We start from the raw sequence: 13,482 nt of genomic DNA, 5'->3' as shown, positions 1-13,482 counted from the left end.
TCCTCGCTTCCGTTGACGGCGTTTGGGGCAGGGGATAGGCCTTGTCTCTGTTGAAGGACTGATATTCGGGAGTGGTATCGTGACGGACAGACTGGTGATCATCGGCGCGGGGCAGGCAGGCTTCGCATTGGCAGCCAAGCTGCGTGCGCTGAAGGATGAGCGTCCGATCACGCTGATTGGCGCCGAAGACGTGCTTCCTTACCAGCGCCCGCCGCTGTCGAAGAAATATCTGCTCGGTGAGATGGCCTTCGACCGCCTGCTGTTCCGTCCCGAGCACTGGTACCCAGACAATAATGTCGAGATCCGCCTGTCGACCTGGGCCGAGCAGATCAACCGCGAGACCAAGCAAGTCTTTCTCCAGGACGGCTCCGTCCTCGATTACGGCACCCTGGCACTCGTGACGGGATCAACGCCCCGCCGCCTGCCTGCAGCGATCGGCGGCGATCTGGAAGGCGTCTATGTCGCCCGCGACAAGCGCGATGCGGACCTGCTTGCCGGAGAAATGCGGCCCGGCCGCCGTGTGCTCATCATTGGCGGCGGCTACATTGGCCTTGAGGCTGCGGCCGTCGCCCGCCATCTCGGCCTGGAGGTCACCGTCATCGAAATGGCCGACCGGATTCTGCAGCGCGTCGCGGCGAAGGAAACCGCCGATATTATGCGCGCGATCCATAAGAGCCATGATGTGGCGATTCGTGAAAAGACCGGCCTGAAGCATCTGATCGGCAAGGATGGCCGTGTGACCGGTGCCGAACTTTCCGACGGCAGCACCATCGAAGTGGATTTCGTCATTGTCGGCATCGGCGTTGTGCCGACCGACCTTCTGGCGAAGGAGGCAGGGCTTGAGGTTGGCAATGGAATCATCGTCGACGAATTCGCCCGCACATCCGATCCGTCGATCTTTGCGGCCGGCGATTGCGCCAGCCTGCCCTGGCAGGGCGGCCGCATCCGGCTCGAATCGGTGCAGAACGCCGTCGATCAGGCGGACGCCGCCGCCGCCGTCATTGCCGGCGGCGATGAACCCTATGACCCGAAACCCTGGTTCTGGTCGGATCAGTACGATGTGAAGCTGCAGATTGCCGGGTTCAATATGGGCTATGATGACACGCTGCTGCGCCCCGGCGCCCGCGAAGGAGCGAGTTCCGTCTGGTATTTCCGCGAGGGCAGGCTGATTGCTGTCGATGCCATCAACGATGCAAAAGCCTATGTGACGGGCAAGAAGATGCTGGAATCAGGCATCAATCCGGATCGAGCGATCCTGGCCGATCCTGCGGCCGACCTGAAACAGCTCTTGGCATGAGCGATACGGCGGTTGATCGCCTCTGCGGTCGATTCAGTTTTGAACTGTCATCGTCGCATTTGCGATCTGCGTAAGGGCGTGTGAAAAACTTCAAAAAAAGCTTGATCGTACCGGTGAATACCCATATCAGGGCTCCCACCGGAGAGGTGGCCGAGTGGTCGAAGGCGCTCCCCTGCTAAGGGAGTATACCAGAAATGGTATCGTGGGTTCGAATCCCATCTTCTCCGCCATCTATCTTTTCATGAATGGAGTCAGATAGATGGCAGCGGGTATCAATCCAGCCATAACATTTGCCACGGCACGATTTTCGCTTGCCTCAATCGGGCCGGGTGACGGCCGTTGAATGCTGCACCCTGCGATATGGCGGACAAGTGTCGCCGGTTAGAACCGAAAATACAAAGTCACTCCTGACCGCGGACGGTAGCCGTAATAATCGCCGTAGCCGTAATAATCGCGATCGTAATATCGCGGGTATCTATAACCGTAGCGCGGATATCTGTAGCATCTGCCATAATATCTGCAGGAACGGTAGGCGTACCGGTGGTTCCAGTGGCGATCCGCACGCCAATGCCGATGGCCCCGATGTCTGACCTGCTCGACATTGCCGATCTGCACTTGCTCTGCTCTCGGCACGAGAATCGGAGCCGCGTTTAGCGGCGGGGCGAAAGATGCAGCCAGGACGACGGCTGCGAGTGCTGATAATAGCTTCCTCATCGACGTATCCTCTCAGGTTTTCAGCTTGAGCCATCAGGCGTGAACCTCCGATGAACGGCTTCATCGATCGAGCGGCCTGGAATCGCCGGCCAACCGACCGCCGTGTTGGAGGGCCAATTTCCGTCATTGATAATGTTATCGTCTTTTGCGCGCGGCTCCTGTTTCCACCGTCTATTTCCTTCGCTCGAAATTCTCCCTGTCGCATGCCTCGTTCCAGAATCGCGATGGTTGCCGGGCGAATCGCATACGGAATCAATCGCCTCTGTCGGCTAAAGCTGAAATCGGTTTCGATTTTCGCATTGGCGACTACGCACCAATCGTTAGCCGGTTATCTCAAAAAGCCGATTCTGGCGGGAAAATGGTGCCGATTTGGCACAGCGGGACGCGCTGCGCCTTTTATAAAGCCCAATAAATACCGGGAAAATAAGCACTTTCTTAATAAAGCTTAAACAAACGGCAGGCCCGTTGCCCAATTTGTGGCCTTTCAGCAACAGGGTTTCGGTAAGGCTTTCGTAAACCCCTCTCGAACACAAGTTGGTGATTGCGTGACAGCCGCCGTCTTGTATTTTCAGCCTCGGAAGCAAGGGCTTGACCGCCCGACTTCTTCAAACACCGGGGGTAGGGCAGGGAAACGCCGTAAGGCGTGATCTTACCTCCGATCGAAACTTGAATTGGAGGTCATTATGAACATCAAGAGCCTTCTTCTTGGCTCTGCTGCCGCTTTGGCAGTAGTTTCCGGCGCTCAGGCTGCTGACGCTATCGTTGCAGCCGAGCCGGAACCGGTTGAATACGTCCGCGTCTGCGACGCTTACGGCACCGGCTATTTCTACATCCCGGGCACGGAAACCTGCCTCAAGATCAACGGCTACATCCGTTTCCAGGTTGATGCTGGTCCGAGCGCTAGCTCGATCAGCGCCAGCGGCGGTGGTTTCGTTGATAACGACTCGAGCTGGGACGCCCGTACGCGTGGTCAGGTTCAGTTCACGGCCAAGAGCGACACCGAATACGGCCCGCTCACCGGCGTGATCGTTATCCAGGCGAACGCCGACAACGCTACGAACCAGAAGACGCAGCTTGACTCTGCTTACCTCGACATCGCTGGCTTCCGCGCTGGTCTGTTCTACTCCTGGTGGGACGATGGTCTCTCCGGCGAAACGGACGACATCGGCTCCCCGGTTACCCTGCATAACTCCATCCGTTATCAGTACGAAACCGGCGACTTCTACGCTGGCATCAGCGTCGACGAACTGGAAGATGGTCCGTTCTACAATGGCGAAGAACCTAACAACTTCGGTGTAGCTGTTGGCCTCGGTGGCAAGGCTGGTGCCTTCACCTACCAGATCACTGCTGGTTACGACACCGACAATGAAGAAGGCGCTGTTCGCGCTATGGGTACGGTTGCTGTTGGCCCGGGCACGCTTGGCCTCGCAGCTGTCTACTCCAGCGGCCCGAACGCCTACTACAACAAGTCTGAATGGGCTGTTGCAGCTGAATACGCCATCAAGGCTACTGACAAGCTGAAGATCACCCCCGGTGTTCAGTACTACGGCAACTACGGCGTAGTTAACGCCGCGACCGACGCTGACTTCTCGGACAACAATGCCTGGAAGGCTGGCGTAACGATCGATTACCAGATCGTCGACAACTTCTCTGCCAAGGTTTCGGTTCAGTACCTCGATCCGGAAAATGCTGATGACGTTACCTCGGGCTACTTCCGCCTGCAGCGTGCATTCTAATCTGATCTGACTTCGGTCATTCAGAGAAGCCCGGCTTTCGAGCCGGGCTTTTTCGTTTATGTCGGAAGGCCGATGCATATGGACAACCTGGAAGTCGCTGAAAACTGAACCGGAGAGCTGGGGCAGAATTAGCCGAGTTCCCTGATAAACATTCGGATCATCGCCGAAATGTCCCCGAGATGCAGAAGAGGCGCGTGGCCTTGGCCTTTCGCCGTGATCTCCACCATCCCTGGATGCCGTTTCGCCATTTCATCCATCGTCTCCCGCGATAGCAGATTGGAATTCTCTCCCCTGACAACCAGCAGCGGCATGGAGCCCAGGCTTTCGAATTGCGACCAGAGGTCGGGGAGGGGATTGTTGAAATCGATTGTTTTCAGCTGCTCGGCAATGGCCGGGTCATAGTCGGCGACGGGTATGCCATTCTGTTCCCGATAGATGGCGTGCGCCATGCCCTCCCAGTCGGTGAGACCGAGTGCGGTAAAGGCTGCACCGTGATTCTCCTTGAGGATATCGACCGCCTCACTCCAGCTTTGAGGTCTGCGGTCACGGTTGAGATAGTCCCTGATCGCCATAAGCCCGGCTACTTCGATGACTGGGCCGATATCGTTCAGGATGACGCCTGCAAGCAGCTCCGGCTTTATTGCTGCCAGCAGATGCAGGATCAGCCCGCCGCGCGAGGTCCCAACGAAGATGGCGCGGTCGATGCCGAACGTAGCGCAGGCGGCAATCACATCGCCGCATTCGACAGCCAGATTGTAATTCGCCTTGTTATCATCCCGATCAGACAGGCCGCGTCCCCGATAGTCCAATGCCATGACACGCCGTGGGAAAGTTGCGTCGCGCGACAGAATCAATGCGAGCTCGTGGAAATCGCGGGCATTGCGCGTAAGGCCCGGCAGGCAGACGACCGGCAACCGGTCGGCGTCTCCGCCGGTGGGCTGATAATTGCGGGCATAAAGCCTCAGCCCATCGGTCGACCCAAAGAATTTTTCGGTAAACCCGTTCGCGACTGCGTCAGCCATAACATCTCCATCCCGTCTGCCGGAACGAGATGTAGCGTGCTTTCGGCAAGTCTGCCAATCGGCCTCAGGTCGCGCCGCGGCCCCCGATGAGGTCGCGCTCGATGTCAGGCGTCTGTCCGAGGCGCGCCTTGTACACCTCATAATTCTCCATCACCCGCTGTACGTAATTGCGTGTCTCGGGGAAGGGGATGCGCTCGATCCAGTCGACGATCTCGTCGACCGGCTTGCCGCGCGGATCGCCATAGCGGCCGATCCATTCCGGCACGCGCTTCGGTCCGGCATTATAGGCGATGAAGGTCAGGATATAGGAGCCGCCGAAGGCGTCGATCTGCTCGCCGAGATAATGCGCACCGAGCGTCGCGTTGTAGCCGGCATCCGCCGTCAGCTTGTCCTTGGAATAAGTGATGTTGTGTCGTTTGGCGACGCCCTGCGCCGTGCCCGGCAGGAGCTGCAGCAGACCGCGGGCATTGGCGGCAGAAACGGCGGCCGGATTGAAGGCGCTTTCCTGGCGAGCAATCGCGTAGGCGAGCGCCTTGCCCGAGCCGGATATATTGGCGTTGGCCGGAATGACGCCGACCGGGAAGGCCAGCGCCGCGACGTCGATGCCGCGCCCGTACGCGATCTTGCCGATCTGCAGCGAGAGATGATGGTCGCCCGCTTGCTCGGCCTTGGCCGTCAGGATTGCGAGCTCGCCGGGGCTCTGGAGCTGGTCGGCAAGCGCAAGGTAGATGGCTGCCGCACGCCAGCCATGACCTGCGGCCTCCAGCCGTCCGATCGCCTGCACCGCCTCGCGCTGCTGGAGATTCTGACGGTCGCCAGCCGTCGGGGACGGATAGGTGACGTTAAGCGTCTTTCGTCCGAGCCTCTCGGCGGCAAGCTGGCCGTAGAAGGTTCCCGGAAAATTCGCGGCTTTGGCAAAAAATTCGCTGGCCTTGCCCGGCCCGCCGGCTTCTGCCGATCGCCCGAGCCAATACCAGGCACGGGAAACGGAAAGCGGGCCGTTTGAAACCTGCAGGATTTTGCGGAAATGCGTCTCGGCCGTTGTCGGATCCTGCAGTCCGCGCAACGCATACCAGCCGGCATGGAATTGTGCTTCGACGATATCCGTCGGTACCGTTGCAACGGAGGCGGCGACGATCTGGTAGGCCGCCTTGAACTGTCCTTGGTCGACGAGGCCGCGGCTGATGATCCGCTGCTCGTTCCACCATTCGCCTGAGTTCATCAGCTCGGTTCGGTCGCGGGGTATTTGCTGCAGCAGCTTGGCGGCGTCGAGATATTTGTCCTGCTTGCGCAGATATTCGATGCGGGCGAAGAGAAAGCCCGGATCGCTGCGCCATTTCGCATCGACCGCATTCAGCAATGCGCCTGCGTTACCCGCATTGTTGCCGACGGCAGCCCAGGCCTTGTAGAGTGACTGTGCCTGGCCCATGTCGCCGAAGCGCTTGGCCTGCGCCACGCGACCGCGATACATCAGGTAGTCCATCCGCGTCTTGTGATCGGCGGCGGTCAGCAGGCCGGAAAATTCAGCGAGGATCTTGTCTTCGGTTGCCTTGTCGAGCGCCTGTCCGCGCCAGATCTTGCAGATATATTTCGCTGCCTGCGCAGACTTGCCGGTTGCGACGAGTGCGCGCGACATGATTATCGCGCCCTGCCACGTCTCGGGCGCCGTATCGCCGAAGGCGTTCAGCACGGCAGCAGGGGCTGGGTCCTCGTCATAAAGCGCACGCTCGGAATTGCCGCGCAGACGTTCCAGACCTGGCCAGCCATTCAGCTCGTCCGAAGCACTGGCGATCTCATAGGAGGGAACGCCTTTCAGGCCGGAGGTCGCGATTGCCCAAGTCAGGATATGGCGGTCGAGTGTACCTGCCGCCATCGTATTGCGGATGGCGAGTGCCTGTTGCGGATCCTTGTTGGAGAGCGCATCGAGACCGGCCTTCAGATCGCTGTTGACGGGGGCAATCGCTGCATTGCGCGGAATGGAGCCGGTCGTGATCGCCTCGGGGAAAGACGCGGTTTCCGGCACAAAACCCAGCGGCTTGACGGCCGGCGCAGGGGTGCCCTCGCCGGGGAGCGGCGATGCAACACTGCTCCATGCCGCGGCGACCAGGCCGAAGACGGACAGGATCAGAACGGCTCTCTTCATCCGGATGACTCGCAACGAAACCATGCCCCTCCATTTGGCTGGAGGCATCTTAATGAAACCTTACCGTCTCGGGTAAAATTCATTCACATTTGCTATCGGAATTTGCCCTAACCGACCTATGCGCGCTTGTCGCAGCCTTTTTGCCGCTCTATGGTGCGCAACTCTTATTCATGGAATGCGGCTGAAGCAAGGATATCGGCCGTGAGGAGCTTTGCATGTTCAATGGGTCCATCCCCGCCCTCGTAACCCCCTTCACCGATGCCGGCCTGATCGACGAAGACAGCTTCGCCGCCCATGTCGCCTGGCAGATCGGGGAGGGCAGCAGCGGCCTCGTTCCGGTCGGCACGACCGGCGAGTCGCCGACGCTGTCGCATGCCGAGCACAAACGGGTGGTGGAACTCTGCATCGAAATCGCGGCCAAGCGCGTACCCGTCATGGCCGGCGCCGGCTCGAACAACACGCGTGAAGCGATCGAACTTGCCCAGCATGCGCAAAAGGTCGGCGCGGACGCGGTTCTGGTCGTCACGCCCTATTACAACAAGCCGACGCAGAAGGGCCTGATCGCTCACTATTCGGCGATCGCCGAAGCCGTTGATCTGCCGATCTATATCTACAACATCCCCGGCCGTTCAGTCGTCGACATGACGCCGGAGACGATGGGCGCGCTCGCCAAGGCGCACAGGAACATCGTCGGCGTCAAGGATGCGACCGGCAAGATCGAGCGCGTCTCCGAGCAGCGCATCACCTGCGGCAAGGAGTTCCAGCAGCTTTCCGGCGAGGACGCGACGGCTCTCGGCTTCAACGCCCATGGCGGCGTCGGCTGCATATCGGTGACGGCCAACATCGCCCCACGCCTCTGTGCTGAATTCCAGGCCGCGACTGCCGCAGGCAACTACGCCAAGGCGCTGGAGTTGCAGGACCGGCTGATGCCGCTGCACAAGGCAGTCTTCATGGAGCCCGGCGTCTGTGGCGCGAAATACGGCCTCGCAAAGCTTGGCCGCATGAGCCGCACGGTCCGTTCGCCACTCATGTCCTCGCTGGAGCCTTCGACGGAAGCGGCAATCGACGCCGCCATGCGTCACGCTGGCTTGCTCAACTGAGGCTGCAAACCGGCCCTGTGTCTTCACAAGATCGGGCCGTTCTCTTACATAGATGACAGGAAGTAAGGGCGCGGCATTCGCGCCCCTGGAATGGAATTATCGTCATGGCCCCCAAAGGCAGCCAGCGTATCGTGAAGAAGGTCGTCGCGGAAAATCGCAAGGCCCGCTTCAACTACGAGATCATCGATACCTATGAAGCGGGCTTGGTGCTGATGGGCACCGAGGTCAAGTCATTGCGCGAAGGCAAGGCCAATATCGCCGAATCCTACGCCTCCGATGAGGATGGCGAGATCTGGCTGATCAATTCCTATCTGCCGGAATATCTGCAGGCGAACCGCTTCAACCATGAGCCGCGTCGCCGCCGCAAGCTGCTCTTGTCCGGGCGTGAGATTAACCGTCTGCGTGCGGGTATCAATCGCGAAGGCATGACGCTGATCCCGATGAAGATCTACTTCAACGATCAGGGCCGCGCCAAGCTAGAGCTGGCACTCGCGAAGGGCAAGAAGCTGCATGACAAGCGCGAATCCGAGAAGGAACGCGATTGGAACAGGCAGAAGAGCCGTCTGTTGAAAGGCAACGGCTGACCATTTGCCTATGGCGTCAGGCTATTCGTGAATGAAGGCTTAAAGCATGTCGCGCAAAAGGGTGCAGCGGTTTTGCGAAAACAAAAGTCTAAAGCGTGGCAAGCGAATCCTTGAGATTGCGACGCTTTAGTCTTCGAAATCGCTGGCCGGCGCCACTTCGGCGGGACGCGGCGGACGTTCGGAAGGATCCCGGCCAATCTCGGCTTTCAGCGACAGAAGATCGATGAAGTGATCGGCCTGGCGGCGAAGATCGTCGGCGATCATCGGCGGTTGGGTCGACATGGTCGAAATGACCGAAACCTTGCGTCCCTTGCGTTGCAGCGCTTCGACCAGATTGGTGAAATCGCCGTCGCCGGAGAAGATGACGAGATGGTCGACCGTTTCGGACTGTTCCATGGCATCGATTGCGAGCTCGATATCCATATTGCCCTTGATCTTGCGCCGCCCCATGGAGTCGGTAAACTCCTTGGCGGGCTTCGTCACGACCTTGTACCCATTATAATCGAGCCAGTCGATGAGCGGACGGATCGAGGAATATTCCTGGTCTTCGATAAGCGCGGTATAGTAGTATGCGCGCAGCAGATATCCACGTTTCTGAAATGCTTTCAAGAGCTTGCGGTAATCGATATCAAAGCCCAGACTCTTGGATGCAGCGTAAAGGTTGGCGCCGTCTATGAATAGTGCAATTTTTTCGCGTGGGTCAAACATCGCTTACCAATCCAAAGAGAGTAATCGAAATCCATAAGCCACTAAGCCCAATAAAAACAGCGGCTTGCGGGTGTGGCGTCGAGCTGTTCCGTACTTTATGAATTATTCATATATGAAAGATTTAGGGCACGATTCGGGATATTCCAAGCAACCCCCGGTGGAAATGTCATATTGTGCATGGAAATTTAGATCGGCTGCGGATAAAGGCGAGGGGACCCTAACGAAAAACTTGAATTTGCCCGGTTTTAATTGTATCGGGCGTGTTAATCCCGAAAAGACGACCGCAAAGGACAGGCAATGGCCCGTGTCACAGTAGAAGATTGCATTGACAAGGTAGAGAACCGCTTCGAGCTGGTTCTACTCGCCAGCCATCGCGCCCGGCTGATTTCTCAGGGTGCGTCGATCACCATCGACCGCGACAACGACAAGAACCCGGTTGTGGCTCTGCGCGAAATCGCCGATGAGACCCTGTCTCCCGACGATCTGAAGGAAGATCTGATCCACTCGCTGCAGAAGCATGTGGAAGTGGACGAGCCCGAGCCCGATCCGGCAAGCCTGATCGCCGCAGGTGCAACGGCTAATGCCGACAGCGAAGAGCAGGACGACCTGCCGGAAACGATCACCTTTGACCAGATGTCGGAAGAAGAGCTTCTGGCCGGTATCGAGGGTCTCGTCCCGCCGGAAAAGAGCGACGATTACTAAGCGCATCCCTGGCCTTCGAACGGCCGGGGCTTCCTGCGCGGCAAAAGATCGACGATTACCAATCATCAATCTTGCGCCTGTAAAGCTTAGGCATAATATTGCCCATGTGTGCGCCAATCTGCGATTGGCGCGCTTTTATTTTATTGGAGTGGCTTTGGAATGATGCGGCAGTACGAGCTCGTGGAGCGGGTTCAGAAATACAAGCCCGATGCCAACGAAGCTCTGCTGAACAAAGCCTATGTCTACGCCATGCAGAAGCATGGGCAGCAGAAGCGGGCGAGCGGCGACCCTTACATCTCGCACCCGCTCGAAGTGGCCGCAATCCTGACCGACATGCATCTTGATGAATCGACGATTGCTGTCGCCCTTCTGCATGACACGATCGAGGATACGACGGCAACCCGCGCCGAGATCGACGAACTCTTCGGCGAGGATATCGGCCGCCTGGTCGAGGGCCTGACGAAGATCAAGAAGCTCGACCTCGTCACCAAGAAGGCCAAGCAGGCGGAAAATCTGCGTAAGCTGCTGCTTGCCATTTCCGATGACGTCCGCGTTCTGCTGGTCAAGCTTGCCGATCGTCTCCACAACATGCGCACTCTCGACCATATGTCGCAGGAAAAGCGCGCGCGCATTTCCGAAGAGACGATGGAAATCTATGCGCCGCTCGCCGGCCGCATGGGTATGCAGGACATGCGCGAGGAGCTGGAGGAGCTTTCCTTCCGGCACATGAATCCGGAAGCCTACGAGACTGTCACCAAGCGCCTCGAGGAACTGTCGAAGCGCAATGAAGGTCTGGTCAAGAAGATTGAGGCCGAACTGCGCGACCTGCTGATCGCCAATGGATTGACGACCGCCTACGTTAAAGGCCGCCAGAAAAAGCCCTATTCGGTGTTCCGCAAGATGCAGTCGAAGTCGCTCTCCTTCGAGCAGCTTTCCGATGTCTATGGTTTCCGTCTTATCGTCGAGGATATTCCGTCCTGCTACCGTGCGCTCGGTATCGTCCATACGCGCTGGCGCGTCGTGCCCGGCCGCTTCAAGGACTATATCTCGACGCCGAAGCAGAACGACTACCGGTCGCTGCACACCACCATCGTCGGTCCGTCGATGCAGCGCATCGAGCTGCAGATCCGCACCAAGCGCATGCATGAGATCGCCGAATTCGGTATCGCCGCTCATACGCTCTACAAGGACGGCGCCACAAATGCCGATGGCGATATCCTCTCGCGCGAAAGCAATGCCTATTCCTGGCTCCGGCACACGATCGAGGCGCTCGCCGAAGGTGATAGCCCCGAAGAGTTCCTCGAGCACACCAAGCTCGAGCTATTTCAGGATCAGGTCTTCTGTTTCACGCCGAAGGGCAAGCTGATTGCCCTGCCACGCGGTGCGACACCGATCGACTTTGCCTATGCCGTTCATACCAATATCGGCGACACGACCGTCGGCGCCAAGATCAATGGCCGCATCATGCCGTTGGTGACCCGCCTCAACAATGGCGACGAAGTGGAGATCATCCGCTCCGGCGTGCAGGTGCCGCCGGCCGCCTGGGAAGAGATCGTCGTGACAGGCAAGGCGCGCGCCGCCATCCGCCGCGCGACGCGCATGGCGATCCGCAAGCAATATGCCGGTCTCGGCCACCGCATCCTGGAGCGCACCTTCGAGCGCGCCGGCAAGATCTTCTCGCGCGACGCCATGAAGCCGGCCCTCCACCGCCTGGGGCAGAAGGACGTGGAAGATGCGATCGCGGCTGTCGGCCGTGGCGAAATGTCTTCGCTCGACGTGCTGCGCGCCGTCTACCCCGATCATCAGGACGAGCGCGTCACGGTCAAGCCGGCCGGCGACGAGGGCTGGTTCAATGTCCGCAGCGCTGCGGGCATGATCTTCAAGATCCCCGGCAAGACCAAGGCCGATCTCGACGGCGAGCGCGCCTCCACCGAGAGCGATCCCGATATCGTGCCGATCCGCGGCCTCTCCGGCAATGTCGACGTCAAGTTCTCGCCGACTGGCGCCGTGCCCGGCGATCGCATCGTCGGCATCATGGAAAAGGGCAAGGGCATCACGATCTATCCCATCCAGTCGCCATCGCTGCAGCGCTTTGATGACCAGCCGGATCGCTGGATCGACGTACGCTGGGATCTCGATGAGGCCAACAAGTCCCGCTTCATGGCCCGCATCATGGTCAACGCGCTGAACGAGCCCGGCACGCTGGCCAAGGTGGCGCAGACGGTCGCAAGCCTCGACGTCAATATCCGCATGCTGAACACGGTGCGTGTGGCCGCAGATTTCACCGAAATGGTGCTGGAAGTGGAGGTCTGGGACCTGCGTCAGCTCAACCAGCTTCTCTCTCAGCTCAAGGACCTGGACTGCATCGCAACGGTCCGGCGCCTCTACGAGTAGGATTTTATTAAAGTTTTGCGGATCTCAAAATTGCGTTTTGCATATTTTGTGATCATTTAATGGCTGAATTGGCATGTAGAAAAGGCAAGCCATGCGCTTCATGCATGGCTGTGCTCAGGTTACAGCGGTGGTAATTAACCGTTGCCGCGACTATCTTCTGGTCATCAGAAAATGAAACGAAGATGAGGCAAAGCAATGTTTGAACCGATCAGGAAGTTCGCCCGCGCCCTTCGCGCTCCGACCGCTCAGGAACGTGAAATGGCATATCTCAACGGCTCGCATGACCGTATTGATCTTGAATATCGTCAGCGTCAGGTCGATCGCGGCATCTTCCGCAATCGCTAATCGCCGAGATATACTTGAAGTAAGGAAGGGGGCGTTATGCATGGTCCACGCCCCTTGGAAGAAAAGAAGAATAGACGGCCTGTTTGTTAAGCGGTTCCATTTGCCGCTCTTGTCATGGCGGTGTGCACTGCACTAAATACGCGCCATGTTGTTTCGCCGTCGCAAACCCGCGGGATTTAAGGAAAAGCTGCGAGAGCTCGTATGGCCTCGCAAGGGTTTTCTGCGCCCGCCAAAATATCTGATGATGCGCGTCCTGCGCCTGACTGCCTCGCCGCATGCCGTTGCGGTGGGCGTCGCTGCGGGTGTCTTCGTGTCGTGGACCCCCTTTATCGGCGTGCATTTCGTCATGGCCTTCGTCATCACCTATTTGCTCTCGGGCAATATGGTGGCGGCGGCGCTTGGCTGCGCGGCCTTCGGCAATCCGCTGACCTATCCGTTCATCTGGGGCATCACCTGGGAAGTTGGTCACCTGCTGCTCAGCCGGCAGGACCAGATGGCCGGGCAGACGATCGATCTCGCCGAGCTCTTCCACAAGCTGCATTTCACGGAGCTCTGGAAACCGGTGCTGGAGCCGATGCTGATCGGTGCGATCCCGCCAGCGGCCATCACCTCGGTTGCTCTTTATGTACTGACATTCTACACCGTGAGGGGCTTTCAGGTACGTCGCCGCGCCCGGCTGATGGAGCGTGCGCGCCTCAGGCTCGCCGATCCCGCCGTCGAGATGCCGACCGTCTGAG

At 58.8% G+C, this 13,482-nt stretch carries 12 protein-coding genes and 1 tRNA gene; 9 read left to right on the top strand and 4 right to left on the bottom strand.

Translation table 11 applies throughout. The annotated features are described in order from the left end of the window. Positions 1 to 79: 79 nt before the first annotated feature. Positions 80 to 1,297, top strand: a complete 1,218-nt coding sequence (locus H4W29_RS03285; RefSeq protein ID WP_192727646.1) for an NAD(P)/FAD-dependent oxidoreductase — start codon at positions 80 to 82, stop codon at positions 1,295 to 1,297. Positions 1,298 to 1,437: 140 nt separating this feature from the next. After that, a tRNA-Ser gene (locus tag H4W29_RS03280) sits at positions 1,438 to 1,527 on the top strand. Positions 1,528 to 1,678: 151 nt separating this feature from the next. On the opposite strand, the gene H4W29_RS34275 is transcribed toward H4W29_RS03280, so the two are convergent. Next, the gene (locus H4W29_RS34275) at positions 1,679 to 2,011 is read right to left on the bottom strand and encodes a hypothetical protein (RefSeq protein ID WP_246517105.1); all 333 of its coding nucleotides are present in this window, start codon (positions 2,009 to 2,011) and stop codon (positions 1,679 to 1,681) included. Between the two features lie 683 nt (positions 2,012 to 2,694). Between H4W29_RS34275 and H4W29_RS03275 the strand changes: the two genes are divergently transcribed. Continuing rightward, positions 2,695 to 3,747 (top strand): porin, encoded by a 1,053-nt coding sequence (locus H4W29_RS03275; protein WP_192727645.1) that lies wholly within the window; start codon positions 2,695 to 2,697, stop codon positions 3,745 to 3,747. Positions 3,748 to 3,875: 128 nt separating this feature from the next. Here H4W29_RS03275 and H4W29_RS03270 read toward each other — a convergent pair whose 3' ends face one another. Together H4W29_RS03270 and H4W29_RS03265 are read right to left on the bottom strand one after the other, a co-directional pair. Next, on the bottom strand, positions 3,876 to 4,769 hold the full coding sequence (locus H4W29_RS03270; protein ID WP_192727644.1) for an alpha/beta fold hydrolase: 894 nt from the start codon (positions 4,767 to 4,769) through the stop codon (positions 3,876 to 3,878). Positions 4,770 to 4,833: 64 nt separating this feature from the next. Further along, positions 4,834 to 6,912, bottom strand: coding sequence for a lytic transglycosylase domain-containing protein (locus tag H4W29_RS03265; protein ID WP_192727643.1), 2,079 nt, complete (start codon positions 6,910 to 6,912; stop codon positions 4,834 to 4,836). 215 nt (positions 6,913 to 7,127) lie between these two features. Here H4W29_RS03265 and dapA point away from each other — a divergent pair, with 215 nt between their 5' ends. Beyond that, a complete protein-coding gene (gene dapA / locus H4W29_RS03260) occupies positions 7,128 to 8,012 on the top strand; it encodes a 4-hydroxy-tetrahydrodipicolinate synthase (protein ID WP_192727642.1) in 885 nt (294 codons plus the stop codon). 104 nt (positions 8,013 to 8,116) lie between these two features. Beyond that, positions 8,117 to 8,596 (top strand): SsrA-binding protein SmpB, encoded by a 480-nt coding sequence (gene smpB, locus H4W29_RS03255; RefSeq protein ID WP_018115602.1) that lies wholly within the window; start codon positions 8,117 to 8,119, stop codon positions 8,594 to 8,596. 126 nt (positions 8,597 to 8,722) lie between these two features. On the opposite strand, the gene H4W29_RS03250 is transcribed toward smpB, so the two are convergent. Next, a complete protein-coding gene (locus H4W29_RS03250; RefSeq protein ID WP_007820126.1) occupies positions 8,723 to 9,304 on the bottom strand; it encodes a LabA-like NYN domain-containing protein in 582 nt (193 codons plus the stop codon). Between the two features lie 297 nt (positions 9,305 to 9,601). Here H4W29_RS03250 and rpoZ point away from each other — a divergent pair, with 297 nt between their 5' ends. From rpoZ to H4W29_RS03230, 4 genes are all read left to right on the top strand, one after another. Beyond that, a complete protein-coding gene (gene rpoZ / locus H4W29_RS03245) occupies positions 9,602 to 10,006 on the top strand; it encodes a DNA-directed RNA polymerase subunit omega (protein WP_007820129.1) in 405 nt (134 codons plus the stop codon). A gap of 159 nt (positions 10,007 to 10,165) precedes the next feature. Next, positions 10,166 to 12,400 (top strand): RelA/SpoT family protein, encoded by a 2,235-nt coding sequence (locus tag H4W29_RS03240; RefSeq protein WP_007820131.1) that lies wholly within the window; start codon positions 10,166 to 10,168, stop codon positions 12,398 to 12,400. Positions 12,401 to 12,595: 195 nt separating this feature from the next. After that, a complete protein-coding gene (locus H4W29_RS03235; protein ID WP_018115599.1) occupies positions 12,596 to 12,745 on the top strand; it encodes a DUF3563 family protein in 150 nt (49 codons plus the stop codon). Between the two features lie 145 nt (positions 12,746 to 12,890). Continuing rightward, positions 12,891 to 13,481 (top strand): DUF2062 domain-containing protein, encoded by a 591-nt coding sequence (locus tag H4W29_RS03230; protein WP_192727641.1) that lies wholly within the window; start codon positions 12,891 to 12,893, stop codon positions 13,479 to 13,481. The last annotated feature ends 1 nt before the right edge of the window (position 13,482 follow it).

The sequence above is a fragment of the Rhizobium viscosum genome (assembly GCF_014873945.1).
In the GTDB taxonomy this organism is placed as follows: domain Bacteria; phylum Pseudomonadota; class Alphaproteobacteria; order Rhizobiales; family Rhizobiaceae; genus Rhizobium; species Rhizobium viscosum.
This window is presented reverse-complemented; position numbering and strand designations above follow the sequence as displayed.